This is a genomic window from Terriglobia bacterium, assembly GCA_032252755.1.
Lineage (GTDB): Bacteria > Acidobacteriota > Terriglobia > Terriglobales > Acidobacteriaceae > JAVUPY01.
Window position 1 is genome coordinate 175,602 of record JAVUPY010000017.1, and the last position, 26,867, is coordinate 202,468.

General features: G+C 58.3%; 21 protein-coding genes. 9 read left to right on the forward strand and 12 right to left on the reverse strand.

Going from position 1 to position 26,867, the window contains the following annotated elements:
* Positions 1-210 precede the first annotated feature (210 nt).
* Complete coding sequence (locus tag ROO76_03555) at positions 211-1,080, reverse strand: fumarylacetoacetate hydrolase family protein (protein MDT8067221.1); 870 nt, start codon at positions 1,078-1,080, stop codon at positions 211-213.
* Positions 1,081-1,189: 109 nt separating this feature from the next.
* Between ROO76_03555 and ROO76_03560 the strand changes: the two genes are divergently transcribed.
* The 5 genes from ROO76_03560 to ROO76_03580 are packed head-to-tail and all read left to right on the forward strand — an operon-like array spanning position 1,190 to position 6,016.
* Positions 1,190-2,032 carry an SMP-30/gluconolactonase/LRE family protein gene (locus ROO76_03560; GenBank protein MDT8067222.1) on the forward strand — a complete coding sequence of 281 codons (843 nt, stop codon included), beginning with the start codon at positions 1,190-1,192 and terminating at the stop codon, positions 2,030-2,032.
* Positions 2,033-2,047: 15 nt separating this feature from the next.
* Complete coding sequence (locus ROO76_03565; GenBank protein MDT8067223.1) at positions 2,048-3,241, forward strand: enolase C-terminal domain-like protein; 1,194 nt, start codon at positions 2,048-2,050, stop codon at positions 3,239-3,241.
* A gap of 37 nt (positions 3,242-3,278) precedes the next feature.
* Entirely contained in the window at positions 3,279-4,094 is an 816-nt protein-coding gene (locus ROO76_03570) for an SDR family oxidoreductase (GenBank protein MDT8067224.1), read from the forward strand.
* The gene (locus ROO76_03575; protein ID MDT8067225.1) at positions 4,091-4,849 is read left to right on the forward strand and encodes a glucose 1-dehydrogenase; all 759 of its coding nucleotides are present in this window, start codon (positions 4,091-4,093) and stop codon (positions 4,847-4,849) included. The genes ROO76_03570 and ROO76_03575 overlap by 4 nt, the downstream gene beginning before the upstream one ends.
* Positions 4,850-6,016: a hypothetical protein gene (locus ROO76_03580; GenBank protein ID MDT8067226.1), complete on the forward strand. Its 1,167-nt coding sequence runs from the start codon at positions 4,850-4,852 to the stop codon at positions 6,014-6,016. It begins immediately after the preceding gene.
* Between the two features lie 231 nt (positions 6,017-6,247).
* Here the strand turns inward: ROO76_03580 and ROO76_03585 are convergent, their stop codons facing one another.
* Complete coding sequence (locus ROO76_03585; protein ID MDT8067227.1) at positions 6,248-7,195, reverse strand: branched-chain amino acid transaminase; 948 nt, start codon at positions 7,193-7,195, stop codon at positions 6,248-6,250.
* 283 nt (positions 7,196-7,478) lie between these two features.
* Complete coding sequence (locus tag ROO76_03590) at positions 7,479-8,987, reverse strand: putative glycoside hydrolase (protein ID MDT8067228.1); 1,509 nt, start codon at positions 8,985-8,987, stop codon at positions 7,479-7,481.
* Between the two features lie 310 nt (positions 8,988-9,297).
* On the opposite strand from ROO76_03590, the gene ROO76_03595 reads away from it, so the two are divergent.
* A complete protein-coding gene (locus tag ROO76_03595; protein ID MDT8067229.1) occupies positions 9,298-10,461 on the forward strand; it encodes an AAA family ATPase in 1,164 nt (387 codons plus the stop codon).
* Between the two features lie 205 nt (positions 10,462-10,666).
* A complete protein-coding gene (locus tag ROO76_03600; protein ID MDT8067230.1) occupies positions 10,667-12,160 on the forward strand; it encodes a M48 family metallopeptidase in 1,494 nt (497 codons plus the stop codon).
* Positions 12,161-12,181: 21 nt separating this feature from the next.
* On the opposite strand, the gene ROO76_03605 is transcribed toward ROO76_03600, so the two are convergent.
* On the reverse strand, positions 12,182-12,358 hold the full coding sequence (locus ROO76_03605; GenBank protein ID MDT8067231.1) for a hypothetical protein: 177 nt from the start codon (positions 12,356-12,358) through the stop codon (positions 12,182-12,184).
* Between the two features lie 686 nt (positions 12,359-13,044).
* On the opposite strand from ROO76_03605, the gene ROO76_03610 reads away from it, so the two are divergent.
* Entirely contained in the window at positions 13,045-13,224 is a 180-nt protein-coding gene (locus tag ROO76_03610; protein MDT8067232.1) for a hypothetical protein, read from the forward strand.
* 693 nt (positions 13,225-13,917) lie between these two features.
* Here ROO76_03610 and cls read toward each other — a convergent pair.
* The 4 genes from cls to tig form a co-directional block, all read right to left on the reverse strand.
* A complete protein-coding gene (gene cls / locus ROO76_03615; GenBank protein ID MDT8067233.1) occupies positions 13,918-15,300 on the reverse strand; it encodes a cardiolipin synthase in 1,383 nt (460 codons plus the stop codon).
* A 124-nt stretch (positions 15,301-15,424) separates the two neighbouring features.
* A complete protein-coding gene (clpX, locus tag ROO76_03620) occupies positions 15,425-16,699 on the reverse strand; it encodes an ATP-dependent Clp protease ATP-binding subunit ClpX (protein ID MDT8067234.1) in 1,275 nt (424 codons plus the stop codon).
* A 299-nt stretch (positions 16,700-16,998) separates the two neighbouring features.
* A complete protein-coding gene (clpP, locus tag ROO76_03625; GenBank protein MDT8067235.1) occupies positions 16,999-17,583 on the reverse strand; it encodes an ATP-dependent Clp endopeptidase proteolytic subunit ClpP in 585 nt (194 codons plus the stop codon).
* A 54-nt stretch (positions 17,584-17,637) separates the two neighbouring features.
* Entirely contained in the window at positions 17,638-18,924 is a 1,287-nt protein-coding gene (gene tig, locus ROO76_03630; protein MDT8067236.1) for a trigger factor, read from the reverse strand.
* Positions 18,925-19,327: 403 nt separating this feature from the next.
* Here tig and ROO76_03635 point away from each other — a divergent pair, with 403 nt between their 5' ends.
* Positions 19,328-19,627 (forward strand): antibiotic biosynthesis monooxygenase, encoded by a 300-nt coding sequence (locus tag ROO76_03635; protein MDT8067237.1) that lies wholly within the window; start codon positions 19,328-19,330, stop codon positions 19,625-19,627.
* 187 nt (positions 19,628-19,814) lie between these two features.
* Here the strand turns inward: ROO76_03635 and ROO76_03640 are convergent, their stop codons facing one another.
* The 4 genes from ROO76_03640 to ROO76_03655 all read right to left on the reverse strand — a co-directional run bounded on the left by ROO76_03640 (position 19,815) and on the right by ROO76_03655 (position 26,865).
* Positions 19,815-21,248 (reverse strand): C45 family peptidase, encoded by a 1,434-nt coding sequence (locus tag ROO76_03640; GenBank protein MDT8067238.1) that lies wholly within the window; start codon positions 21,246-21,248, stop codon positions 19,815-19,817.
* 190 nt (positions 21,249-21,438) lie between these two features.
* The gene (locus tag ROO76_03645) at positions 21,439-22,443 is read right to left on the reverse strand and encodes a cytochrome D1 domain-containing protein (GenBank protein MDT8067239.1); all 1,005 of its coding nucleotides are present in this window, start codon (positions 22,441-22,443) and stop codon (positions 21,439-21,441) included.
* A gap of 1 nt (position 22,444) precedes the next feature.
* Positions 22,445-25,594 (reverse strand): efflux RND transporter permease subunit, encoded by a 3,150-nt coding sequence (locus ROO76_03650; GenBank protein MDT8067240.1) that lies wholly within the window; start codon positions 25,592-25,594, stop codon positions 22,445-22,447.
* Between the two features lie 2 nt (positions 25,595-25,596).
* Positions 25,597-26,865 carry an efflux RND transporter periplasmic adaptor subunit gene (locus ROO76_03655; GenBank protein MDT8067241.1) on the reverse strand — a complete coding sequence of 423 codons (1,269 nt, stop codon included), beginning with the start codon at positions 26,863-26,865 and terminating at the stop codon, positions 25,597-25,599.
* Positions 26,866-26,867 lie beyond the last annotated feature (2 nt).

Consider the following 26,867-nt stretch of genomic DNA (forward strand, 5'->3'; position numbering starts at 1 on the left):
CGGATACCAAACTCGGGCCCTATGAGATTGTCGCCGCTCGGCGCCGGCGGCTTGGGCGAAGTGTACAAGACGCGCGACACGTGACTGGAGCGCGCGGCCGCAATCAAGGTGCTGAATTCGGCGCTGGTGGCATCATTGCCGTCGGAGGTCCGCGAGACCCCGCGGGTTGTTTACCGTCCTTTGAGGATGCGAATTGAAAAATCCGGTTGGTCAATATCCGCGCACTACGCGATTTGCGATCTTTCCGACCCCCTCGATTTCGACCTCGACGACATCTCCTTCGTGCAAGAATCTTGGCGGGTTGCGTGAGAAGCCGACACCTGGCGGCGTGCCAGTCGCAATAATGTCGCCCGGATGGAAGCTGAAACTCTTCGAGAGATACGAGATCAATTGAGGAATGTTGAAGATGAGCTGTTTTGTGCTCGAATCTTGCATAAGCTCACCATTGACTCGCGTTGTGACACGCAGGTTCCCAGGGTCCGGGACTTCATCTCGCGTTACCAGGCAGGGGCCATTCGGGGAGAAAGTGTCACACGATTTGCCTCGCGTCCATTGACCATCCGCGAATTGCCACTTTCGAGCGGAGACATCGTTGAAAACGACGTATCCCGCGATGCACTCCATGGCATCCGCTTCGGAAATGAAGTGCGCTGTGCGTCCAATCACTACCCCCAGCTCCCCTTCGAAATCTACTTGGGCATCCTCTGCAGGGAGTTGAATCGGGTCGTACGGGCCAGAAAGACTTGAGGTGAATTTCGCAAAACACAGCGGCGTGGTCGGAACCGCCTGTCCGGCTTCTTTCGCATGGTCCAGGTAATTAAGACCGATTGCGACAATTTTCCGTGCTGCTACCGGATAGTCCAATTCAGCTTCTGTGAGCAACAATGCCTGATTGTCGTAACCCAATTCCCGAACGAAGTCGGATGCCACCGGTCCGGCCTCAAGTAACGCGAGCGTCGAATGGAACGGCGCAATGTCGTATCCGCGTTTTGCCGCCGCGCTCGCGACATCGACAATTCGTCCGTCAACCACCAGGCCCAAACGGCTTCGACCTTTCACTCGGAATTGCACAAGACGCATAAAGCTCCCCAAAATGTTAATATGCTTGACTTCCGACAAAAGGAAACTATAAATGTCGTTTTATTAAGCAAACAAGTATGAAACGCATGTGTTTCACCCTAAATCGGTCATGAAATCTGCCTTTCCAATAGATCGCTTCGAAATTTTCGCCGAGGGATTCGATCATCCTGAGGGTCTCGCCTTCGATCGTGACGGGAACCTCTGGGTCGGCGGCGAACTCGGCCAGATCTACTGCGTCGATGCAAAACGCAAAATCACCTTAATCACAACCCTCGGCGGCTTCAATCTCGGACTTACCTTTTCGGCCGGTCAGGATTTGTATGTTTGCAACTCCAAACTTGGTGCGCTGGTTCATCTCAATCGGTCGGGCAAAGTCCTCCGCTCGTGGGAGAGGGTGGGCCGCTATCGTCTCAGGACGCCGAATTTCGCCGTCTTCGACCGCCACGGAAATCTTTATTTCAGCGACTCTGGTGAGTGGCGAGCCAATGACGGGTTGCTTTTCGTACTACGGCCCAGTGGAAAGATCGAACAACTGCTTGAAGGCCTCAAATTCCCAAATGGCCTTTCCCTCAGCGCGGATGAGAAAACACTCTTCGTCGTCCAGAGCACCGCGGACAATGTTCTGGCTGTTCCCATCCCTTCGCCCGCCAAAGTTGGCAGGCCTCGAATCCATGCGGGCGGGCTGCACAACGTGCCGGATGGCGCGGCGCTGGATGCTGCTGGGAACCTCTACGTCACCTGTTACGCTTCACATAACATTTATCGCGTGACGCCAAGCGGAAAAGCCTCTCTCTTCGCCGAGGACCGCGAAGGCACTATGCTCGCCAGTCCTACAAACATCGCTTTTGGCGGTCCCGGTTTCGACGAAATGTACTTTGCCAACCTTAGCCGCTGGCATATCTGTCGTCTCAAAGCAGGCATCAAGGGACAACCGCTTGCAAACCAGCGCTAGCTGGCTGGAGTTCTCATGAAAATTACCGATATCCGTTGGACACGCGCATTCATTCCGATCGAAGCGCCGCTTCGATATTCCGTCGGTTCACACCCCGGATTCTCTCGCATCATCATCGAAATCGAAACCGATGAAGGCATTACCGGGCTTGGCGAGTGTTACACAGGAGCAACTCGCACCGGCCAGCTGGAAGACCTCAAGCCACAGCTCATCGGCGAAGATCCCATGAACCTGGAGCGGATCCGATGGAAGGTGGCGGCTCCCAGTTCAGTTAAACTTTTCGGCTTCGCGCTCGGCTTTGCCGGAATCGAATTCGCTCTTCTCGACATCCAGGGCAAGGCTCTCAACCGTTCCGTTTGCGACATCCTCGGCGGACGTATTCGCGATGAGGTTCCATTTGCCGCTTACCTTTTCTATCGGTATGCGAACGAACAGGGTGTCGGCGAGATTTCGAACGCAGAGCAGATGGTCGCATTCGCAAAAGACCTCGTCCAGCGTTATGGCTTCAAAACTCTGAAATACAAGAACGGTGTACTGCCCCCGGACGACGAAATCGACACCTTCATTGCGTTGCGCCAGGCCTTCCCCAAGCATCGCATCCGCCTCGATCCCAATGCCGTCTGGACTGTGACTACGGCGGTTGACGTGGCGCGACGTCTCCATGACTACAACATGGAGTACCTGGAAGATCCCGTGTGGGGTATGCGTGCCATGCAGCGCGTGAACGCGAAAGCGCCGTGGGTTACGTTGGCATCGAACATGTCGGTATTCGCCTTTGAGGACCTCGCTCCGAACATAATGTCCGATGTTCTAGACGTCGTACTCCTCGACCCGCACTGGTATGGAGGTATCCACCGCGCCAAACTCGCCGGCCAGATCTGCGAAGCCCTTGGCGTGGATGCAGGCATGCACAGCGGCGCCGAATTCGGCATCTCGCAGGCGGCGATGATCCACCTCGCCGCTTGCCTGCCGAACCTCGTGCTCGCGGCAGACTCACACTACCACCACCTCACCGACGACATCATCGAGGGTGGCAAACTGGAATTTAAGAACGGCTGCATGAAAGTCCCAACCGGACCGGGCTTGGGTGTGTCGCTCGATCGCGACAAACTGGCTCGTTACCACGAATTGTCGAAGAAGCAGGAAATGGGCGCGTGGACCGATGACCCCAATCGCCGCGGGAAGGTGATCACGCAGCCGAAGTGGTAGTTATTCGCGGTCCATCTACTGCAAGGGAGAACCAACCATGAAGATCGACCTGACCGGCAAGGTTGCTGTCGTAACTGGCGGCGCCATGGGTATCGGCGAAGCGAGCGCACGCAAACTGGCGTCAGCAGGAGCGTCGATTGCCATTCTCGACGCGGACGCTTCGGCCGGAACCAAAACCGCAGCCGACATAGGTAAGAGCGGTGCTGCATGCAATTTCTTTCACTGCGACATGAGCAAGTCCGAGCAGGTCGAACACGCAATCAGCGGCGTCGTTGCGCGATATCACTCCATCGACATCGTCGTGAGCAATGCCGGGATCCAGGCTTACGGCGATGTCATCACAACCTCGGAAGCGGACTGGGACCGACTACTTGGCATCAACCTGAAAGGCTGTTTCCTCGTTTCGAAATTCGCTGTTCCCCACATGCTGAAGAAAGGCGGGGCTGTTGTCGTGATCGGATCTGTCCAGAGCTTCACCGCTATTCAGAATTCTGTCGCCTATGTCACGTCCAAGCACGCTCTGCTCGGACTCGCCCGCGCGATGGCGTTGGATTACGCAAAGAATGGTATCCGCGTGAACTGCATCTGCCCCGGCGCAATCGACACGCCCATGCTCCGCTGGGCGGCCAGCCTGTCTCCTGACCCGGAGTCCGTGATACGAACCTGCGATCGCATGCACGCTCTCGGTCGCATCGGCAAGCCGGATGAAGTTGCGGATGCTGTGCTCTATCTTGCCTCGCCGATGTCTTCTTTCATTACTGGCGCTTCACTCCTGGTTGACGGCGGAATGCTTGTACCCACCGGCGGAATGGGATTCCAGGAAGGTGGCACGGGAGCAGCGACACACGAATGAAACTCCAACGTAAAACCGCAATAATTACCGGCGCCGCGGCCGGCATTGGAGCAGCTTCCGCGACGCTTTTTGCGTCGGAAGGTGCAAACGTTGTTGCCGTCGATCTCGACGGCTCAAGGCTTGACGATCTCGCTAAACAGATCACCACATCTGGCGGCGAGTGCCTGGCAGTTCGTTGCGATGTGAGCCAACGAGCCAATGTGCAAAGCGCGATCCAAGCGGCTATCGATCGTTATCGCCGGATCGACATCCTCTTCAACAATGCCGGGATCGTTCCAGTCGGCAAAATTGACACGACGGAGGAAGCCGAGTGGGATCGCGCCATGGCGATCAACGTCAAGAGCATGTACTTGTTTTGCCACGCCGTGATTGTCCATTTTCGACAAAACGGCGGCGGCGTGATTCTCAACACCGCTTCGGCGACAGTACTCCGCACTGTTCCAGATAGAGCCTGCTACACCGCGACGAAAGCCGCCGTCCTTGGACTCACGAAGTCCATGGCTCTCGATTATGTCCGCGACAACATTCGCGTGAACTGCCTGTGTCCCGGCACTATCGATACGCCCTCGCTCGCTCAGCGCATTGCCGCGCTTCCGGACCCCATCGCTGCGAGAAAGACCTTTATCGCGCGCCAGCCGATGGGCCGCTTCGGCACGGCCGAAGAGGTTGCCCGCGCCGCCCTCTACCTCGTTTCCGACGAGGCCACCTTCATTACCGGTACCGCATTCCCAGTGGACGGAGGCTTCGGTCTTTAGATGCCGCGCTGCGAAGCCGCTCCCGTCGACTGGAAGAAGCGCCGGGCGTTCCGGCTCTCAAATGGAACCATCGAGATCACAGTTCTTATCGGTGGCGGACATATCGCGGACGCCCGTCTCTGCGGTTCTCCATACAACATGGTCTACGAGTCACCGTGGCAAACTATTGACCCCCACACATTTTCTGAGAGGGAGCACGCGGCACGATACGGGGAAGGCGCGGTCGGAAAATTTCTTTCGGGCTATACCGGCCATGCGTACGCCCTCGGATACTTCGGCATGCCGGACGAAGAAGAAGCCGCAGCCGGACTCCCGCTCCACGGAGAAGCCGCCACCTCAGAGTGGACTGTCCTTGGTTCCGAGGCAAGCGAGTCCGGCGCGTCGCTATCTCTGGAGATCATGCTTCCGCACTATCACTTGCGCGCCACCCGCGGGCTTTACCTCACAGCCGGAGCCTCGTCCGTATTGATCGAAGAGCGTGTCACGAATATTGGCAAGGACTCGCAGGACTTCCAGTGGGTCGAGCACGCGACATTCGGCCCACCGTTGTTCAATAATGGCGAAGCACGTCTCTTCCTTTCGACAACGCGGGGCAAAACGTGGCCACTCGGTTATGAAGGTCACGAACTGCTGCCTTCGGATTTTGAATTCTCCTGGCCGGCTCTTCCCGCACTGAATGGTGAAAGTGTCGATCTGTCGCAAGCTTTTCCTCGCACTGGAACCGGTTTCGTGGCTTCGTTGCTTGTGGACCAGAGACGATCGAGTGGCTTTGTTGCGATCCATAACCGACGATTGGAACTGGCAGCGGGATATGTATTCGATCCTCGGATGTTTCCGTGGGTCGCGCTTTGGGAAGAAAACTGCTCTCGGAATTACGCTCCCTGGGATGGAGTCACGCGCGCACGGGGTGTGGAATTCGGCACAAGCCCAATGCCGCTTGGACTGAAGCATGCGCGTGAGATGAAGACTCTATTCGACACGCCAACGTTTGCCAGCATTAGCCCTGGGGAAACGATGGCAACCGCCTATCATCTGTTTGTGACCACACTCTCCGGCGAGTATTCAGAAATTGATGTGACGATCTCCCCCCACAATCTGGTGCTGCATGACACAACCGATCGAACGCTCGCGATTCCAGTAAGCAGGATGCCGACCATGCGTTCTTAGTCTCACCGAGGCTTTTGCCAAAGCCACTAGGGACGGGACCACGTTATCTGGGGTCGGGTTGAACATCCGTCACGCTCGCCCACGTCACTCAAATATCTCTATCGAATTTGATCGGTCGATACCGATCGCGGAGCAACACTAAGGGCAGAAGGTCGAGCACTTCGTTCTGCCCTTTACCCTCTGCCCTTTGACTTCGTTTCCGTGCCGCTTTTCCCTTGGCCGTTTTGCTGTTTATACACTGACCGGTTGCTTCACTTCCACCGCCACCGGCGTGAACCAGTTGTACTTATCCGGCCTCGATCCATCGAAGATCCCGAAGAGCTCGTTCTTGATCTGCTTCGTGATCGGCCCGATTTTGCCGTTGCCGACCGTGATCTTGTCCACTGACCGTATGGGTGTAATTTCCGCTGCAGTGCCCGTGAAGAACACTTCGTCGGAGATGTACAGCATCTCGCGCGGAATCATCTGCTCGATCACCGGGATCCCGAGATCCTTCGCCAGGTCGATGACCGAATCGCGAGTAATACCAGGCAGCACCGAGTTCCCCAGCGGTGCCGTCAACAGCTTCCCTCTCCGAACAACGAACAGGTTCTCGCCCGAACCCTCGCTGACGTAACCATTCACGTCCAGTGCAATGCCCTCGACATAGCCGTTCACGATCGCTTCCATCTTGATCAGCTGCGAATTCATGTAATTTGCGCCGGATTTTGCCATCGCAGGCATCGTGTTCGGCGCCAGCCGCGTCCACGACGATACGCACACATCCACGCCCTCGTCTTCCGTGCCACCCAGGTATTTGCCCCACGGATAGTTCGCGATATAAACCTCGGTCGGCGAATTGAACGGATTCACGCCCGCCTCGCCGTATCCACGCAGCACGATTGGACGTATGTAGCACGGCGCAACACCGTTGACCTTCACCACGTCCACCATGCCCTGCACCAGTTCGTCCCGTGTATACGGAACTTCGATGCGGTAAATCTTCGACGAATCAATCAACCGCTGAATATGCTCTGCCGCGCGAAAAATCCCGGCGCCGCTCGGACGCTTATAGCAACGCACGCCCTCGAACAGTGACGAACCGTAGTTCACCACGTGAGCCATGACGTGCAGCTTCGCATCGTCCCAGGCTATGAGTTTTCCGTTGTGCCAGATCTTCTCGGTCTTCTGGAGGGGCATGGACGCTCCTTAATTCTGCGGGGATGCGCTCACCCCGCGCCCGCGTCCACCCGAAGGGCGCACGAATACGGGGGAGACTTAAGAATTATAACCTAGTAGTCGGGGACGCTCTGCAGTTGAAAGCGCCGGCGCCTGCGAGCAGTTCGGAGCGCCTCCGCATCGCCGGACACGATGCTCTGCCCAATGTAGACCGGGCGAGCGAAGCTCGCCTATTCTCCACTCCCAACAAAAAAAGAGCAGACGGGCTACCAGTTCCGTCCTGCCCTCTGCCTTTTATTGCCGTTTACTTCGCCGCCACACTCGCCGTCGTCACAGGTGCTTTCGGCACATGGAAGTACACCTGCTTATTTGCCTCCATCAACGGCATGGCTCCAAACGGCTTCGAATAATCGTTCCGCGCATTCCAGAACAGGAACCCGATCCCGCCACGCGCATTCGACGTCTTCACCTGCGTCAGGATGTAATCGACAGAATACGTCTTCGTCCGCCACCCGAAAGCCTGCAACCACGGCCGCAGCACCACTCCCGAACCCGCCGTGATTTTCACGAACCGGTCCATCGACTCGCCAATAAAATGCTCCGGCGCATCTCCCGGCTGGGCAATCCCATCCATCCCGAAGAAGTGCGACGGATAAATCATCGGCGAGATCACGTCGCAGTGCTTCGCCATCCTCACGATGTCCTGTCCCGTGTGGCTCAAATCTACGGTCCGCTGCCACGCCATCACCCCGAACACGTCGAGCGAAAACAGTACGTGCTTCTGCTTCAGCGCCTCATGCGCCTTGGTCAGGAAATCCTCAATCACGTCCGCGCGTTGCCACTTTGGATGCTCCGTCTCGAACATGAACTTCGCATCCTTCTGATCGCCCTCCGCCGGGAAGCGCACATAATCGAACTGGATCTCGTCTGCCCCGCTATCAGCCACATACTTCGCCAGAGCAATGTCGTAGTTCTGCACTTCGTTGTGCGACGGATCCGTCCAGACCTGTTTCCCGTTCTCCTTCCAAGGCAGTCCCGTCTTCCGAGACTTCACCGCCAATTGGGGATGCTGTGTCGCAATATACTCGTCCCGGAAGATCGCGATGCGCGCGATAGCGTGCATTCCAAGACTGTGCAGGTAGCGAGTGAACTTCGGCAGGTTACGGATTGGAACATGCTTGTTGTGCGGCGCCAGCGGATTGTCGAACGGAATACTCAGCAGACCATCGCTATCTTTAATATCGAACACGACCGCATTTCCGCCCGCCTGTTTCCACCGCTGAATGATCTTCAGCCCGTTTTCGCTGCCGGCCATCACGCCGGTCAAATAGATCGCTTTTACCTCGTAATCCTTGGGAACCGGCACCGACTTCTCCACAATCGGCTGCGGCTCAATTCCCGGGATGATCACCTTTGTGCCGGGTTTCGGGAACAATCCTTTCAACCGCGGGTTCGCCTGTCGCAACGCCGCCTCGAACTCCGGTTTCGTCATGTACTTCGTCTGCGGCAAATACGAATACAACAATCCCGGGATCGTCTCGCCCTTCGCGATCGTATGCAGTTCCGCTCCCGGCGGCACGATGATGGGCGTCTCCGCCTGCGCGGGCGCGGCCGTACCTTTCCTTTTCGCATCCTTCGTCGAAAGCACATCACCGTGAGCGGCGGGAGTATGCAGCGCTGACACTTCCTGTTTCTGCGGCTGTCCCGACCCCGACCGCGAAATCGCCGCATGGCCCATTGAGTAGAGCGAAACCGCGGCCAGCACAAGGACGCCGGCCAGAATCGTCACCGTCGACAACTTCTTCCGTGGCATTAAGTTTTATCCAGAGATGATGCTGGGTGGATACTACCACGGCCTGCTTCAACTCTAATCAGCACTGAGGCACCAAGTAGTACATGAGTTGTATTTCGTCTTTCGTAACTTGCTAACAGCGCCAACCCCAGCGTCGTATCACCGCTTCCGCGAAACATTCCTTCAGCATCTAAGTAATCAGTGTGGGGGACAAGAGTTGCTAACTTTCCCGTTCGAGCAACTCTAAAGCCGCTGGTTCCATCTCACCGACTCAGTATCTGGGAATACCAGAATGCTGGGCCCCGCACGCCGCTCTTGATGAGCGCGACATATGAAGACCGGACTTAACGCTACTCTTGATCCGAATCGTCGGTCCACCGAGGCCCAGGACTTCGAGGCGGCATTACGTCGGCGAATTGTTGGACAGGAACTCGCCGTCGAAAAAGTCACCGAGATCTACCAGATGTTCCTCGCATCCCTCAACCCTCCGAACCGTCCCGTGGGCAATCTTCTGTTTCTTGGCCCAACCGGTTCGGGCAAAACTCGCGTCGTCGAAGCCATGGCCGAATCCCTCTTCGGAGACGCGCGTGCGGTCGTCAAAATCGACTGTGCCGAGTTCCAGCACTCGCACGAGATCGCCAAGCTCATTGGTTCTCCCCCCGGCTACCTCGGCCACCGCGAAACCCATCCGCTCCTCACCCAGGAAGCGCTCAACCAGTGGCACACGGAAAAGCTCAAGCTCTCGCTCGTTCTCTTCGACGAAATCGAGAAAGCTTCCGACGCTCTCTGGCAGCTCCTGCTCGGCATCCTCGACAAGGCTACGCTCACCCTCGGCGACAATCGCCGGGTCGACCTCTCTCAGTGCGTTATCGTAATGACCTCGAACCTCGGCGCCGCCGAGATGAACGAACTCATCAACGGTACTATGGGATTCTCTCCCGTGCCCGCCGTCTTCGACACCAAGCTCGACGAGAAGATCAATCGCACTGCCGTCGAAGCCGCGCGTCGCAAGTTCTCGCCCGAGTTCATGAACCGCATTGACAAAGTTGTCGTGTTCAAGACGCTCCGCTCCGAGCACCTCGGCCAGATCCTCGAAATCGAACTCGGCATGGTCCAGCAGCGAATCCTGCAGGCCACCGGAAACAACCAGTTCGTCTTTACCTGTACGCCAAAGGTCAAGCAGTTTCTGCTCACCGAAGGCACCGACCTCAAGTACGGCGCCCGACACCTTAAGCGTGCGATCGAACGTTTCGTGGTCTTCCCGCTCGCCAACCTCGTTGCCACCGGACAGGTCAAGCTCGGCGACTTCATCCGCATCGACATGGACTCCAGCGGCGAGATGACTTTCGTGAAGGAAGCCGAAGGTGCGCTCGTCCCGGTGCTGCTCGAGAAATACGGCCCCGAATTCGTCTCCCAGAACTCAGCCGCCCGCGCCACCCGCAGCGTCAGCCGCCGCGAAGCCGCTGGCGGAGGCTCCCTCCTCGACCACAAGTGATCCGCCGGTGCCCACATCTGCCTCAGTTGGCGGATGTGGCCCTGTTCTTCTTCGTTCTTCGGTTCTCCTGATCTTCCGTTCTTGGGTTGCTCTCCTCTCCCCAGAGCTCCTAAAATTCGCTTAAACCGAATTCCGCATCTAACATTCAGGTCCTTTTTACATTGAGATCCGGCGTGTTCGTCTCTTAGGCGAACAAGGAAGAGACATGAGACAGCAACCGATACTTACTCGCGTAATGGCCGTACTTTTGGTCACGTGTTTCCTCGCGTCAGAGACGATCGCGGCTATCCACAACCCCGAGCTGCCAAACCCGGGCAACGCTCCGCTCTCCAAGCAGGAACAGGAAAAGATGGGTGAGCAGGCCGCGGCGGAGGTCTACAAGCAGATGCCGGTGCTGCCCGACAACAGCCCCGAGACCCAGTACGTCCGCCAGCTCGGCCAGCGCCTCGCTGCCCAGATTCCGCCGCAGTACAGCTGGCCTTTCCGCTTCCACGTCATTCCCGAGAAGGACATCAACGCCTTCGCGCTTCCGGGCGGCGAGATGTTCGTCAACGTCGGCGCAATCACCGCGGCCAAGAACGAGGCACAGCTCGCCGGAGTCATGGCTCACGAAATGTCCCACGTCTACATGATGCATTCCGCCAAGCAGATGGGGAAAACCAGCACGCTTGAGGGTCTCGCTGGACTTGCCGGAGCAATCCTCGGCGGCTCCAACAGCATTTGGGCCGGACTGGCCCGCGCCGGCATCCAGATCGGCGCCGGAGCGGTCGTGCTGAAGTATTCGCGAGCCGATGAAGGGCAGGCCGATGCCGTTGGCGCCATCATCATGTACAAGGCTGGCTTCAATCCCATCGAACTGGCAAACTTCTTTGAGACGCTCGCGCAGCAGAGTGGCGGCGGCCCGCAGTTCCTCAGCGACCACCCCAATCCGGGCAATCGATACCAGGCCATCAAGGACGAGGTCGCCAACTGGCCCACTAAACGCTTCCAGGACAACAGCCAGGCGTTCCTGAATGCCCGCAATCAGGCACAACGCCTGAAACTCTATACCGCGCAGGAAATCCAGGCTGGGGCGAAGTCCGGCCAATGGTCGCAGTTGAACCAGCAGAACGGAGCAGTCTTCACCAATAATCCCGGCGCACCGCCGGTCGCGACTCCCGCGTCGCAGACCCGGCCGATGGGCAACTTCCCGACCTCCGACATTCGTCCGAGCGGGAACTTCAGGAGCCTGAACCTGAACTTCATCTCTATGAAGTATCCGGACAACTGGCAAGTGATCGGCGATCAGCAGCAGCAACAATCGGTCACGATCGCGCCGCCCGCGGGAGTCTCCGGCAACGAGATCGCGTATGGAGTCGTGATCAACGGCGCCGCGCCGCCTAACGGCCAGAGCATGAATCTCGACCAGATGACCAGCGAGATCATCCAGAGTCTGCAGCAGGGTAACCAGGGGATGCAGGCGATCGGCCGGCCGCAGACGATCAACGTCAACGGCCTTCGCGGCCGCTCCGTAGACCTGGCCTCGACCTCGCCGATCCAAGGCCCGAACGGTCAGCGCCAGGGCGAACGCGATTGGCTCGTCACGCTCCCACGCAACGACGGATCAGTCGTCTTTCTAGTCTTCATCGCGCCGCAGAACGACTTCGACAACCTGCGACCGACCTACGAGAACATGCTGAGGAGCGTGAGGCTGGATTAGAACGGTTCTTAATGCAGGCCGCTAGTCGGATGTCGCAGCGGTGCTGGCGTCTCTCGAGAAAGTGTCTTTCCCGAGTCTGAGATTAAGCTCCTCGAGTTCACGCAGATAGTGATCCCGCTGCTCTGGAGTGAGGCTGATCGACCGGAGAAGCTCTTCAATTTGCGCCTTGGCCGCGATTAGTTCCCGTCTGCTCTTCATAGCACCTATGTGACTATCCACTTATGCCACATCAGTGCCATCGTCCGCAATATGCCCGATCAGTTTACTGGCAAATGGCGCTCATTGACCGATTGGGGGCTTTCTAGAACCTGGCAGCCGTTATTTCCTTAATCCCACAGTCTAGGGGTGGGAACTTCATGCGACGCAGAATGTCTTGGAATCGCGGATCGGAGCGAAGAGGGTCGAGAGCAGGATCAGCCTTGAGCTGTTGCATGTCGCCGTCCTCGACCTTCAGGCCTTTTCGGCGGGATCCCGCAGGTGCTGCCGAAAGTCAATTCACCTTACGACGAGAGTTGTCCTGCACTAGGCATTTATGAACACGAGCTGTACTTCGCGAGCATGCGGCCCGGAGGGTGCGGGGGATCCGACTTCTACGTCTCGCATCGGCGAGACCGGGCGGGAGGACTTCGGTTCGGATGCGCCCGTGAGGATCTGGGCATACCGATCTCTACTTCACGACGCGGGAGAAACTGAAACCGCAGGTTCCAAAGTAGCTCGCGTACTGGAAGCGCAGCCTCTCGCCTGTCCACCCTTCCCGTCTCTGCGGTGGCTACCCTACTCGCGCGCCATCCAGCGCGAAGGGTGGGCAGTCCCCGCCACAGAATTCACACGACCGTAATCTTCCATTAACAATCAAGACCTACCATTGAACTCAGAGGTGGCTTATGGTTTACCTCACCATCGCCATCGTTGTCCTCGCGGTCGCCCTCTGGAAGATTTCGTCCCTTACCGATCCCCACCACACCTTCTTCGTTTCCTTGCTCCCTATGCTCGACCTCGAGCACTCGGCCGGAGTCGCCTGCGACTTCGAGTTGGACCATAGGACCGACCGTAGGGCGGCCTGAGTACGAATTCGTTCCCATTTTGGAACTCCCCGGAAATTCTCCTCATCCCCAACCGCCGAAATCCTTGACCCCACGTTGTACAATTGTTCTGGACACAGTCCATCGAGCGGCGCCCAAGTGGGCGCCGCAAGCTTTTGCGTCCTACCCCTGGGTGCTCCATCCTGGCCGTCTGTTAGGGTGGGTAGTTCTCTCTAAGGATGCGGCGCTTCTCGGCGCAGAACAACGTGGAACTGAGAACCTAAATCCGGGTACCGACCCGTTCGTGTTCTCAAGTCCCCGAAGGACGAAGCACGAGAAGCGAAGAACGCTCTTTGACATCCCGACTCGTCGCGGCGGTACACGGCCGCGGCCGACGCCCTCCCAGGACTGTGAAACTCCTGGGCTACCCCCAGTCGTCCTTCGGAATCGGCGCACTTGCTGTTGCTATTGGCTATTGGCCAAATTGCTTCCCGCCTTGGAGGATGGCGGATCGCGTTCTTGCGGTGACCTGCGCCTTACAACCCCTTTACGTCCGATAACACGCGCCCAAATCACGTTTTTCCGAACGTAAATCCCTGGAAAGAAAGAATATAGCTGGATTTTTAGATTTAAGTTCTTTGCTCTCACTGAGATATCAGGAAAATTTCCGTAACTGTTGAAAACTAAAGGAGGACAAAAATAGGGGGTGGCATCAGCGAAAAAAGCAATAACTCACTACTCCTGTTTCTCAATCAGCCAGCCGAGCCATTCCGCAAACCGTTCCCAAAGCGAGCGATTCTTCCACCGCTCGTACGTTTGCCGCTGCGACTTTGCGAGGTCCTGGTTAAACTGCTGCTCCAGTGTCGCGGCCAGTTGCGGGTCGAGTACTGCGAGGTTGACCTCGTCGTTCAGACCGAAGGAGCGGTTGTCCATGTTGGTGGTTCCGACGATGCTCCACAGGTCATCTACGACCATGATCTTCGCGTGAATCATCGAGGGCTGATACTCGTAGATCTCGACGCCGGCCTGCAGCAGCGGGCCGTACGATCCGCGGCTCGAACTGCGGGTCATAAGGTGATCGCTCTTGCTGCCCGGAACGAGAATGCGCACGGTGACGCCGCGCTTGCGGGCAGTCAGCAGATCCCGCGTCAGGCTCTTATCCGGGAGAAAGTACGGGGTAGTGATCTGGATGCTCTTGTGGGCGCTTGCCATCAGCGTCTGGAAGAGCACGCGCGCCGGGGTTGAACCCCCCTCGGACGGCGAACTCGGCATTACCAGGATTGTGGTCTCCCCTGCTTCGGGTTCCGCGGGGAAGAACTTCTCGCCGGCGATCAACTCTCCCGAAGCTTCAAGCCAGTTCTCCAGGAAGACTCCCTCAATGGAGCGCACCGCTTCTCCGCGCACGCGAAACATCTCGTCGCGCCATCGCGGATGCTTTGGCGGCCGATCGTAGTACCAGTGATCGGCAATTCCCGCTCCGCCGACGAACGCCGTTGCCGCATCGACGATCAGCACTTCGCGGTGCGTGCGATTGTTCGACTTCATCCAGGTGTTCCAGCGCAGCGGGTGATAGAACTCCATCTTTCCGCCAGCCTTGCGCAGGTCGTTGAAGTACCGCTTCGGCGTGGAGAAGCTGCCCATTGCGTCGACGACCACCCGAACCTGAACTCCCGCGCGGGCGCGGTCCGTGAGCACCTGGAGCACCTGGCGGGAGACATCGCCGCGATGGAAGATGTAGGCCTCCATGTTGATGGTGGAACGCGCGTTGCGAATGGCGTCGAGTTCGGCAGCGTAGAAGTGGTCGCCGTTGGGAATCGGGTCGATGGAATTGGAGTGAGTGATGCGCGCTCCGGTCATCGCCTGCAGTTCGTGGATGTAGAGATCGGAATCGAGCGGAGCGGTGGGAGCGGCGGTCAGCTTATAGTCAGGCCCGGGCGCGAACAGGGCCGCGATGATCCAGCCCAGGATTAGGAGAATGGCGACAATCGCGACCGTCCGCAGCACACGCGAGCGGTCGAATTCCTCCCGGAGCTTGGCATCGAATTCGGTCGATGGCTTCGGCAGCTCGGCGAGGGAGGACTTCTGCGGTTTCGGCCGCCGCTTCGGCTTCGTAGGCACCTGAAGTGAGATGAGGGCAGAGAGGTGGGGAGATGTAGCGGCGAACAGCAACGGCAAAACGGCAGAACGACAAAACTGAAGGCCGCGAAGTTCGCGGCCTTGAACGTCTGAAAATGCTGGATTTCTATCCCGCCTTTTCCAGCATGGCCAGCGAGACGTCGCGTTTCTCGACCATTTCGCGAGTGACCTCGAACTCTTTCACCTTCTTCTGGCTGGGCAGGTGATACATCAGGTCGAGCATGAGTTCTTCGAGGATCATGCGGAGGCCGCGAGCGCCGACCTTGCGGTTGAGGGCTTCGTGGGCGATGGCGTGGAGGGCGTCGTCGGTGAACTTGAGCTTCACGTTCTCGAACTCGAACAGCCGCTGATACTGCTTGGTGATAGCGTTGCGCGGGCGCGTGAGGATTTCGACGAGCGCGGCTTCATCGAGATCGCTGAGGATGCCGACGACGGGCATGCGGCCGACGAACTCGGGGATGAGGCCGAACTTGATGAGGTCCTGCGGTTCCGCCTGCGCCAGCAGTTCGGTGTCGCGCTTGTTGGTGGTTGGAACCTGCTTGGCGTCCTTTTCCTCTTCGGCGCGGAAGCCCATGGCTTTCTTGCCGACGCGGCGTCCAATGATGCGTTCGAGGCCGACGAATGCACCACCGCAGATGAACAGGATATTCGTGGTATCGACTGGGGTGAACTCCTGGTGCGGATGTTTGCGTCCGCCCTGCGGCGGAACGTTTGCGACGGTGCCTTCGAGAATCTTGAGGAGCGCCTGCTGGACGCCTTCGCCGCTGACGTCGCGAGTGATGGACGGGTTCTCGTCCTTGCGTCCGATCTTGTCGATCTCGTCGATATAGATGATTCCGGTCTGGGCGCGGCTGACGTCGCCGTCGGCGGCCTGGAGCAGCTTAAGAATAATGTTCTCGACGTCTTCGCCGACGTAGCCGGCTTCGGTCAGCGTGGTGGCATCGACAATGGCGAAGGGAACGTCGAGCATCTTGGCCAGCGTCTGCGCGAGGAGCGTCTTGCCGGTTCCGGTGGGTCCGATGAGCAGGATGTTGGATTTCTGGAGCTCGATTTCGCTGTTGCGCTGCCGGTTCATGAAGACGCGCTTGTAGTGGTTGTAAACAGCCACGGCGAGCTTCTTCTTGGTCTGCTCCTGGCCAATCACGTATTCGTCGAGGAAGGTTTTTACCTCCTGCGGCTTGGGTAAGTGCGTGGGCGACGGACCGGCGGCGGTTTCGGTGCGGTCGTCTTCCAGGATGGAGTTGCAGACGGCGACGCACTCGTCGCAGATATAGGCGCGCGGATAATCGCTCGGGGATGAAATGAGCTTGGCTACGGCGTCCTGCGATTTGTGGCAGAACGAGCAGCGTAGAACTTCGTCTGAACCGGACCTCGATCTCACAGAAGACTCCTAACCACAATGCGCTCCCCGTAAAGCGCTCTTTCCCGGGGTCCTTAGGGCCGATCAAGAAAGCCCTTGCAACAATGTTCGACTCAGCTTACTCCAACTACAATCCAACAAAAGACCTAGTTACGAAAAACGGTGGTTACCAAGGTTACATGTTCCCTCGGGAGTAACCTCGGGGGCTGAAGCTTGCTTTCCACTTACTCGGTGCGGCACGGCCGAAGCCGTGCCCCTTCCCGCTAACCCTTTGCTGCAGGCCCAAAGGCCTGCTCCACCCACGACCAATCAACCGAAGCCTACTTATGCTTGTAGATGATCTCGTCGATGATGCCGTACTCCTTGGACTGCGCGGCGTTCATGATGAAATCACGCTCTACGTCCTTTTCTACCTTTTCCAGCGGCTGATTGCAGTGCTTCGATAACAGGCTGTTTGTGATCTCCCTCATACGCAAAATCTCGCGGGCGTGTATGTCGATGTCGGTGGCCTGACCGGAAAGCCCTGACATGAGGGGCTGGTGAATCAGGATGCGAGAGGTCGGAAGGGAGAACCGCTTGCCGGCAGCGCCTCCGGCCAGGAGAAGCGCGGCCATCGAGGCGGCCTGTCCGATGCAGATGGTCGAAACGTCGGGCCGGATGAACTGCATGGTGTCGTAGATGGCCATTCCCGCGGTGATGGAACCGCCCGGCGAGTTGATGTAGAGCGAGATATCCTTTTCCGGATCTTCGGCTTCAAGAAAAAGGAGTTGCGCGATCACCAGGTTGGCGACGTTGTCGTCGATAGGAGTACCGATGAAGATGATGTTCTCCCGGAGCAGACGGGAGTAAATGTCGTACGCGCGCTCGCCCCTGCTGGTTTGTTCGATCACCATGGGCACAAGCATAGGTTCGGCTCCTTTGGCGCCCTGAGCAAGTGGTTCAGGGCTGGTAAAGGCCCGCTAAGCGGGCCGGCGATATAGGAAGTCGAGGGCTTTATCGTTCCGAATTCTGGTGCGGATTCTATCCAGACCACCATTTTCCGTCAAACGGTGACGGACCTCGTCGAGCGGTTGCTGCGACTGGCGGGCAACGGCTTCGATTTCGCGATCGACATCGGCATCTGGAACTTCAATCTTTTCGGCGTCGGCAATCTTATCCAAAATTAAAGATGCTTTCACCTCACGGCGCGCAGCTTCACGCTGACCTTCACGCAGGCGACCCCAGTCCATTTTGCGCAAGTCCTCGACCTTCATTCCCTGGGCGGCCAGGGCACGCATGCCACGCTCCAGGCGAGTGTCGACTTGGCTTTCGACAAGCGACTCGGGGATTGCGAACTCATAACGATTGACGAGGTCTTCGACGAGCTTGTCCTTGGCTTTGTGCTCCGCCTGATGATCCTTTTCGGCCTGCAGGCTTTCGCGAATGCGAGTACGGAGCTCCTCGATCGTGTTGAGTTCGGCGCCGAGTTCCTTCGCGAATTCGTCGTTGAGTTCTGGAAGGGACTTCTTCTTGAGACCCTTTACCGTGACCTTATAGTGGACGGTCTTGCCGGCGAGGCGCTGGTCGCCATAGTCGTCGGCATACTTGACGTCGAAGGTCTTCTCTTCCCCGGCCTTCATGCCGCGGAGGTTCTCGGTGAATTCAGGAATGGTATTGGCACCGGCGATCTCGACGAGGACTTCGGGAATGTCGACGGGCTTGGCACCTTCTTCTTCGGAGGTTCCGGTGAAGCCGGCTTGGGCGAAGTCGCCGTCCTGGAGGGCCCGGCCTTCGTCCATGTTCTCGTATGTGGCGTGCTGCTCGCGGAGATTGTCGAGAGCTTTCTGGACGTCGTCATCGGTGACGGTTGTGTCTTCTTTCTCGGCACGGAGTTCCTGGTAGCCGGGGACATCGAACTCGGGAAGGATCTCGAACGAGGCCTTGAAAGTCAGCGGCTCGCCTTCGTGCATATGCAGATCGACGATCTTGGGCTGGGAGACAGGCGAGAGATTCTGTTTCGCGGTTTCCTGGCGCAGGTAACGCGGCACGAGCGACTCGAGGATCTCCTGGTTGACGTCTTCGGAGAAGCGTTGGCGAATGATGGACGCAGGCACTTTGCCCTTGCGGAAGCCGGGTACCTTGGCGAAGCGGGAGTACTTGGCGAGAACAGCGTCGCGCTCTTTCTGGACGGTCTCGGCGGGGATTTCAACGGAAATCTCGCGGAGACAAGGGTTAGTAACTTCGGTATTCGTATCGGTTGTGGTCAAGGAAAAGCCTTCAGGAAAAAGTTCCGTGCCGGAAAGGTTCCGGCGTCAAGCTGCGAGGTGCTGGCCCACAGGTCAGGATCCATACAACTTGGCAAAAGAACAGTTTAAGAGACCGGATGGAAAGCGGTCAAACGGCGAGGAAACTCGTGACTGACGGTTGCTGGTTCAAGGTTCTTGGTTCTTCCGGGGCGATTGAGTGCTGGATTCCTCTTCTGTAGTTGGATGGGCCAGAAAAGACCGCTGTTGGCGGGGGAACTTGCGAATCGGGGAGCAGTTTGCGAATTGAGGAAGTCCGGAGAGAGCTGTCTGGGGCCTGTGGTGCCCACATCTGCTGACTGCGGCAGATGTGGGGCACGGGGAAGACGTGGGACACGGACTGGCTTCTATATGGGAGAATTCAGGGATGGTGAAGATCGTTTGGGAGTTCCAGGTAAGACCGGGGCGAGAGGAAGAGTTCGAGCTCTTCTACAACGGCGAGGGTTTGTGGGCGATGCTGTTTCGCAAGAGTCCGGATTATTTCGGGACGAAGCTGATGCGGGATATGAATGCTCCGGGCCGGTATCTTACGGTGGATAAGTGGGATTCCCCGCACGCGTTCCCGGAGTTCAAGAAGACGGTGGAGTTCGAGTACAACGCAATCGATCGGAAGTGCGGGGAGTTGACGGAGAGTGAGAAGCTGGTGGGGGTGTTTGAGGAGATTTAACGCAGGTCCCAGGTTTCGCTCAGAACCGGCTCACCACAGAGACACCGAGGCACACAGGAACTCAGTCATAAAAGCCCAATGAACAAAGGCACGGAATCGAATTCCGTGCCTGTTCCATTTGCAGTTATTGTCAGAGTCTCTGTGCCTCTGTGCCTCTGTGGTGAATTGTCCTACGTTCCACCACTCACTATTTCTTTTCTCCGGCTTTGAATTCGGTCCAGGGGCCGGCTTTCATGTCGGTGAGATAGGGCTTCTGCCAATTGTATTCAGGGTGGGCCTGCAGGAATTTTGAGGCAATGAAATCGGCGCCGCAGTTGTGGCCGCGGCGGGCGACGAAGCTCATGTTCTTTTCCATCGACGCGTCCATGGCCTTGCCCTGCACGGTGCCACCCGGATGGAATTTGCCCCAGCCCCACTGGGGAATGCCGCGGGGCGAATCTTCAACGTGCCCGCAAAGGGTGCGCTCGTCGGGATCGATCTTCTTCTCGAAGGTGTCGTAGTGGTCGGCAAGGAACTGTTGCGCCAAAGCGGCATCGATTTTCCCTTTGTTCTTCGTCATCAGTTCGTCCCAGCGGATATGTCGTGCATTCGGGGAGGTCGACTTGTCATTGACGTCGAACTCGGGAGCTTCGTCGCGAATCAATTCGGGGTCGCTGGGGAAGTTGGAGCCGACGAGATAGCCGTCCTTCGTCCGCCAGACGCGATGGTGTTTCAGTCCCTCTTCGAATCGGGCAGCTTCGCCGGTCTTGTAGTCGGCGAGCAGCCAATCGTTGGCGTAGCCGCCATTGTTGCCGTCGAGCATGATCTTCACGTAGTCGTCGATCGAGGTTGCGTACTGGATGGCTTTGCGCGAGCGCATGAACTCTGGCTTGCCATTGGGATCGAAGCCTTCGAACTGCGTGATGGTGGTTTCAGTGACCGCAAGGCCGGCGTCATTGACGACGAAGTCGTCGTCGCTGGTGATGATGCCCGGAAAGCCGTCCATCAGCATGTGGTGGCCGGACTTGGGAACGATGTCGAAGATGATGCGCCAGCGCGCGCCGGGAATGACACTGGTCCAGTTGTTGTGCGCGATGACCGGCTTGCCGTCCTTCGTGTAGGAACCTGTAGCGACAAAGGCGGAGCAATTGCCGGGCGCGACAAGGCCGGGCGTGAGTTCGGCGTGCTGCTGCTTTTCAAGCCACGGAATGTAGTAGTCGGGGATCTCTTCAAAGGCGTTGAGCGCGACGACGTCGTAGACGTCCATGTTCACGCCCTTGTCGTGGAGGCCGTCGGCGATGCCCTGCAGTTCCTGCCGATACTCCTCGTCGATGTGCGGCCAGAGGATGTTCTTCGCGGTGTCACGGAAGAAGTTCCAGTCGCGCTTGGTGCGGCGTGTGTCCTGGAAACGAATTGCTTCGAAGGCGTCCTTGATTTCAGGCGCGAGCAGAGTGCCGTGCTGGTAGCCGATGTCATGAGGAGCGCCCTGGAGATGGACGTAGATCCAGCCGCCTTTTTCGAAGCGCCATGCGTTCTTGAAGACGTCGTTGTTTTGCGATTTCGGAGCGCTGGCGCCTACGAGGAAAAGTGCGAGTCCGCATAGGCCAAGGGTCGCAAGCACACTAAGAAGACGAGATGACATGGTTCCTCCGAGAGGGGAGAAGTTTAGTTCGGGAAAGATGGCGAAGACAAGAGCTTCGTCGATGGTGGCTGGTCGCTGGTGGGTGAATCCACGTTTGCGAAAGCGCGCGGATGTGGAGACGTTAAGTTTCGTGGTGCCCACGTCTGCTGACTGCGGCAGACGTGGCGCACCGGAAAACGCGAGTGGATCGCTACTTCTTGTACGAATACACCAGGATCATAAATGTTCCGGGCTTGATGCTGGGGCGGCGCTGACCTTCGGCTGGTGGGCCGAATTCGGCCGTCGCCAGGTAGATGGTGTGCGTCTTCGGATCGAGTTCCATAGTACGGGCGCCGCGCGCGGTCTGCACGTTCTCGACGACTTCGTACTTGCCGTTCTTTTCGCCGACAACCGTTAGCGTTCCTTCCCCGTTGGAGGCGAACGCGTAATTCAGTCCGGGATCGTAACGATCGGCGTCGGTGCCGCCGCCGGTGGGAACGCTGGCGATTTCTGCGCCAGTTTTGGCGTTGAGGATGATCATCTTCTTGTCGCCGCACACGGCGAACAGGCGATCGGTTTTCTCGTCGAGGGCCAGGCCGGATGGCTCCTGGCAGCCGTTCAGTTTCCAGGTATTGACCTGCTTCCAGGTTTTGCTGTCGACGACGCCGATCTCGCCCTTGTCTTCTACGTTGACGTAGACGTGCGAACGATCGGAGGCGGCGAATTCCAGTTTGCCGCCGAGAGGCACGTCGGCGACGACTTTCAGGGTTGAGGGATCGATCGCCATCATGTCATGGCTGCGCCCGTTCATCACGATCACGTGCTTCGAGTAACGATCGTAGATGATGGCATCGGGATTTTCGCCGACCTTGATATCGGTTTTCTTGGCGAGCGTTTTCAGGTCGAACACGGTGACGGTTCCGGCGCGTCCATTGGTGCAGAAGCCGAGGCCTTTGTCCTGCACGAGAGCGGTACCGTGGGCGCCTTCGGTTGGGATTTCGCCGATTTGCTTGCCGTTGGAGGCGTCTATGACGAGCACCTTGTCATTGTGCGCTGCGAAGAGGCGATGGCCGACTGGATCGTAGAGCAGGTAGTCCCAGAAACCTTCGCCGCCGAGCGTCCACTTGGCGGTCTGCTGATAGTGCGTCTTTGAAGTTTGCGACACGGCCGAAACGGCCAAGAGCATCAGGACGATGACGAGGGTCAGCTTTTTCATCTCAATTCCCTTCTTTTGAATGGCTCAAGTAATAGTGAACGGCGGGGGTGATGATGAGCGAGAGCACCATGGAAATGGCTATGCCGCCAATGACGGCGATCGCAAGGGGTTGGAGCATTTGCGAACCGGCCCCGAGAGCTAGCGCCAGCGGGAGCATTCCCGCGGCGGCGGCGAGAGCGGTCATCGCGATAGGGCGTAGACGGCGGCGGCCGGCGAGGATCATGGAATCGAAGGCGGACATGCCTTCGCGCCGAAACCTGTAGTCGGCGTCGAGGAGAAGGATGCCGTTCTTGGCCACGATGCCGACGACCATGATGAGTCCCATGAACGAGGCAATGTTGAAGGTTGTGGCGGTGATGAGCAGCGCGAAGAACACGCCACCGGTGGAGAGAAGCGCCGATGAAAGAATCGCTAGCGGTGCGGCGAAGGTACGGAATTCGAACAGCAGGACAATGAAGACGAAGACGATGGCGAGCAGAAGCACGAGCATGAGGTCGTGGAAGGATTTCTGCTGCTCTTCGTACTTGCCGCCGTAGACAACGTGGATGGTCGAAGGCAGGTGCATGTCGTTGACGGTCTTCTGCACGGCGGTGATGGCGCTCCCTAGGTCTCGGCCTTCGAGACGTGCGGTTACGGATACGAGGCGCTGGAGATTCTCGCGGCGAATTTCGGTTTGGCCGGGGAGTTCCTGCATGGAGGCCAGCGAGCCGAGAGTTGCGGTGCGGCCGCTCGCGCTCACGAGCAAGGTGTTCTTCATCGCGTCAAGCGTGGCACGGTTGGCCTCGGGAAAGCGCACGCGGATGGTATAGGCGCGGTCATTGGCGATGACGGGAGTGTCTGCGGGTTCGCCCTGGAGAATGGCAGTCGCGTCGGTTGCAACTTCTTGCGGAGTGAAACCGGCGCGCGCGGTAACTAGCGGATCGACGGTGAAGGTGACAGCCGGGCCGCTGATGGTGTTCTCGATTCCGTTACGAATGTCGACAACGCCCTGGATTTTGCCGATGGAGTCGGCGACCTTCGGCGCCCACTCTCGAAGTTCGGCGCCGTTCGGGTCGAAGAGCTTGATGAAGACGTCCTCGGGTTCGTTGGAGAGATCACCGATCATGTCCGAAAGGACTTCGACGAACTCAACATCAATGCCAGGTTCCTCGCGCGCAACGCGACCGCGCAGTTCGTCGATCACCTCATCGGTGCTGCGGCTGCGCTTTTGTTTGAGTTTTACGGCGAAGTCGCCACGATTGGCCTCGGTGACGGCCGCTAAACCCAGTTCGAGGCCGGTGCGGCGGGAAAATCCCTGGACTTCAGGAGTCTCGCGAATCATCTGCTCGATGTGGTTGAGGATGCGATTAGTTTCGGCGAGCGAGGTGCCTGGGGGAGTGAGGTAATCGAGAATGAAACCCCCTTCGTCCATGGCGGGAAGAAGATCGGTGCCGAGCGCCTTGTAACAAACGAACGAGACGACGATCAGGACAGCGCTGAAGATAGCTATCCAGCGCGGACGGTTCAGCGCGAAGCGCAGGCATCGCTCGTAGAAGTCGAGCAGGCGCCGCATGTGATGCGACATCGCGGCGTTTTCGGCGGATTCGAGTTGGTCGGCAGTAAAGGGGCCGTTTGCAGGCGTCTCAGAGGTGTGGACACCAATCAAGTACTGACTGAGAGTCGGCGTCCAGGTGAGGGCAAGCGCAAGTGAGGTTAGCAGCGAAACGGAAACGGTAAGGGCGAGGGCGCGGAAGAATAGCCCGGTGACGCCGGTGATGACAACGAGCGGGAGGAAGACGACGATCGGCGTTATGGTGGAGCCGATGAGTGGTGCGGTGATCTCTTTCAGCGCGCTACTGATGGCTTCCGGACGACCCTGGCCGGCCTCGCGATGCAGCGCGACATTCTCAACCACAACGATGGCGTCGTCAATGACGAGGCCGACGGCAGCAGCAAGACCGCCGAGTGTCATCAGGTTAAAGCTTTGTCCTAGCACTTTCAGGAAGATGAACGTCACGACAACCGTAACCGGGATGACCATGGCGGCGACGATCGATGTTCCCCAATCGCGCAGGAACAGCACCATGATGAGCGAGGCCAGGGCGATGCCGATGAGGATGGCGTCGCGCACGCTCTTGATGGATTCGTTGACAATCTCCGACTGGTCGTAAAAAGGCGCGATTTTTATTCCGGGAGGGAGGATCTTCTGGATGCTCGCGACTTCGGCGTGGACTTCGTTGGCGACCTCGACGGTGTTGCTGTCGTACTGGCGGGTGACGTTGAGCAGAACAGCGGGTTTGCCGTTCGCAGTGACAATCGTATAGAGCGGCTTGACGCCGCGCTCGACGGTGGCGACGTCGGCGACGCGAACGGGGATTCCGGCGTTGGTGACTTTGACGACGATCTGGCCAAGTTCAGCGGGATCTTTCACCTGGCCGTTGACGAGCGTGAGGTAGAGTTTGTGGTTCTGCTCGATCAGACCGGGCGAGTCGATGAGATTGGTGCGTTGCACCGCATCGAGCAGGTCGTTGACGGTGACGTTAGCGGCAAGCAACTTCGCCGGGTTGGGGCTGATGTCGAACTCTGGCTGCTGGCCGCCCTGGACGACTACCGTCGCGACGCCATTGAGACGGTTGAGGCGCGGCTTGAGTTCGTACTCGGCCATCTCCCAGAGCTGCGTTTGCGGCACCGTATCGGACGTGAGGCTGTAACCGATGATTGGAAAACTGGCGAAGGTGAGGCGATTCGTCGTGATGACAGCAGTTGCAGGGAGTTCTTGACGGATATGCGAGAGCGCCGCGTCAACCTGTTGCAGTGCAGTGATCATGTCCGTGTGCCAGTCGAAGAACAGGTCGACCTCGGCTTCGCCGCGGCTGGTGATGGAGCGTACCGACTGCAGGCCGGGAACGCTGTTGACGCCTTCTTCGATGGGACGGGTGATCGTAACCATCATCTGGTTGATGGGCATCACGCCGTTATCGACGCCGATGACTACGCGCGGGAAGTTCGTTTGCGGAAAGACGGAGATGGGAACCGTCGTTCCGGCGTATACGCCAGCGATGGCAACCGCGATGATGACGAAGATGATGGACTTGGAAAAGCGGGTGTACCAGTAGCGGTCGTCGCCGGGTTTCGAGGTTCGGATTTCGTGGAGCCAGTCGCGAAACGCCATCGCTATTCCTTCTCCGTGGCGGCGGGACTCGGTTTCGCCGGCTGCTGTTCCGCAACTTTGACTTGCGTGTTGTCGGGAAGGCCGTAGGCGCCAACAGTGATGACCGTCTGTCCGGCGTTGAGGCTCTTCGTGATCTGCACTTCGTCGCCACTGGTCACGCCGGTTTGCACGACCGTCTTATGGGCGCGGTTGTCGCTGCCGACGACCATTACCGTGGTTTCGCTCTCCGGCGTCTTGAGGATGGCCGACTTGGGAATCACTATGGCATCGTTGATCTTGCGGGCGACCATGCGAACCTCAACGCTGGAGCCGGGGCGAAGCTTGCCGGATTTGTTAGGGGCTTCCACCCAGACTTCGACAGTCGTACTGCCCGGGTCGAGTGCGGGGCTGACGATGGTAACTTTCGCAGGAACGTTGCCGACTTCGGGCGCGGAGATGGTGGCGGAATCGCCGACGTTCAGCAGCGCCGCCTGCTCTTGCGGGATGTGAGCGCGCGCGATCACCGAAGAGGTGTCCATTACCGTCATCAACGGCTGGCCGGCGGGTGGAGTTTCACCTGCGTAGAGTGGGCGGTCCGTGACAATGCCGTTGATGGGGCTTCGGATTTCCGTGTAGCTCAACTGCGCCATCGAGCCCTGGTATTTGCCCTGCGCGGAAGAGAGTTGGCCCGCGGCCGCCTGGGCAGCAACCTTGTTTCCGAACGCTCGCAGGGCCGCAAGATGCTGGTCGGCTACCTGAGATTGCTCGCGTGCTTGCGCGAGTGCGACGGCGGCGGAATCGAGGTCCTTGCGAGGAAGAGCGCCCTGTTCGAAGAGCGACTTTCGGCTGTCGTAGAGTTTCTGCTGGGCATCGAGATTTTCCTTCGCGGAGCGGGCGTCGCCTTCGGCTTTCAGGAGATCCTCGGGCAAGGTGGCGCGCGTCGTGGTCTCATAGCTCGCCTGCGCCTGTTCGAGAGCGCCCTTGTTCTCGGTAACTGAAGCGGCGATGTCGCGGTTCTCGAGGACGGCGAGCAGTTGTCCCTTGTGAACATGCGCCCCGCGGTTCACGTAGAACTTGCGCACGGGCGCGACAACCTTTGGCGTAATTGCGGCCTGGTTCTTGGGATAAAGAACGGCTTCAGTGCTGATGACCTGCTCAATGGACGTCTTGCGTGCGGTCGCGGTCTGAACGGTGACGACCGGCTCCTGTTCTTTCTCCTGGCTGGAACAGCCGATGAGCGCCGCCGACGCGGCGACGCAGGCGATTACTGCTCCGGTGAGTAGTGTTCGCATTC

What these genes read in the sequence shown, in the direction of transcription:
- ROO76_03555 (MDT8067221.1), bottom strand. Translation starts at nt 1,080, where the DNA reads ATGCGTCTTGTGCAATTCCGAGTGAAAGGTCGAAGCCGTTTGGGCCTG.
- ROO76_03560 (MDT8067222.1), top strand. Translation starts at nt 1,190, where the DNA reads ATGAAATCTGCCTTTCCAATAGATCGCTTCGAAATTTTCGCCGAGGGA.
- ROO76_03565 (MDT8067223.1), top strand. Translation starts at nt 2,048, where the DNA reads ATGAAAATTACCGATATCCGTTGGACACGCGCATTCATTCCGATCGAA.
- ROO76_03570 (MDT8067224.1), top strand. Translation starts at nt 3,279, where the DNA reads ATGAAGATCGACCTGACCGGCAAGGTTGCTGTCGTAACTGGCGGCGCC.
- ROO76_03575 (MDT8067225.1), top strand. Translation starts at nt 4,091, where the DNA reads ATGAAACTCCAACGTAAAACCGCAATAATTACCGGCGCCGCGGCCGGC.
- ROO76_03580 (MDT8067226.1), top strand. Translation starts at nt 4,850, where the DNA reads ATGCCGCGCTGCGAAGCCGCTCCCGTCGACTGGAAGAAGCGCCGGGCG.
- ROO76_03585 (MDT8067227.1), bottom strand. Translation starts at nt 7,195, where the DNA reads ATGCCCCTCCAGAAGACCGAGAAGATCTGGCACAACGGAAAACTCATA.
- ROO76_03590 (MDT8067228.1), bottom strand. Translation starts at nt 8,987, where the DNA reads ATGCCACGGAAGAAGTTGTCGACGGTGACGATTCTGGCCGGCGTCCTT.
- ROO76_03595 (MDT8067229.1), top strand. Translation starts at nt 9,298, where the DNA reads ATGAAGACCGGACTTAACGCTACTCTTGATCCGAATCGTCGGTCCACC.
- ROO76_03600 (MDT8067230.1), top strand. Translation starts at nt 10,667, where the DNA reads ATGAGACAGCAACCGATACTTACTCGCGTAATGGCCGTACTTTTGGTC.
- ROO76_03605 (MDT8067231.1), bottom strand. Translation starts at nt 12,358, where the DNA reads ATGAAGAGCAGACGGGAACTAATCGCGGCCAAGGCGCAAATTGAAGAG.
- ROO76_03610 (MDT8067232.1), top strand. Translation starts at nt 13,045, where the DNA reads ATGGTTTACCTCACCATCGCCATCGTTGTCCTCGCGGTCGCCCTCTGG.
- clpP (MDT8067235.1), bottom strand. Translation starts at nt 17,583, where the DNA reads ATGCTTGTGCCCATGGTGATCGAACAAACCAGCAGGGGCGAGCGCGCG.
- ROO76_03635 (MDT8067237.1), top strand. Translation starts at nt 19,328, where the DNA reads ATGGTGAAGATCGTTTGGGAGTTCCAGGTAAGACCGGGGCGAGAGGAA.
- ROO76_03640 (MDT8067238.1), bottom strand. Translation starts at nt 21,248, where the DNA reads ATGTCATCTCGTCTTCTTAGTGTGCTTGCGACCCTTGGCCTATGCGGA.
- ROO76_03645 (MDT8067239.1), bottom strand. Translation starts at nt 22,443, where the DNA reads ATGAAAAAGCTGACCCTCGTCATCGTCCTGATGCTCTTGGCCGTTTCG.
- ROO76_03650 (MDT8067240.1), bottom strand. Translation starts at nt 25,594, where the DNA reads ATGGCGTTTCGCGACTGGCTCCACGAAATCCGAACCTCGAAACCCGGC.
- ROO76_03655 (MDT8067241.1), bottom strand. Translation starts at nt 26,865, where the DNA reads ATGCGAACACTACTCACCGGAGCAGTAATCGCCTGCGTCGCCGCGTCG.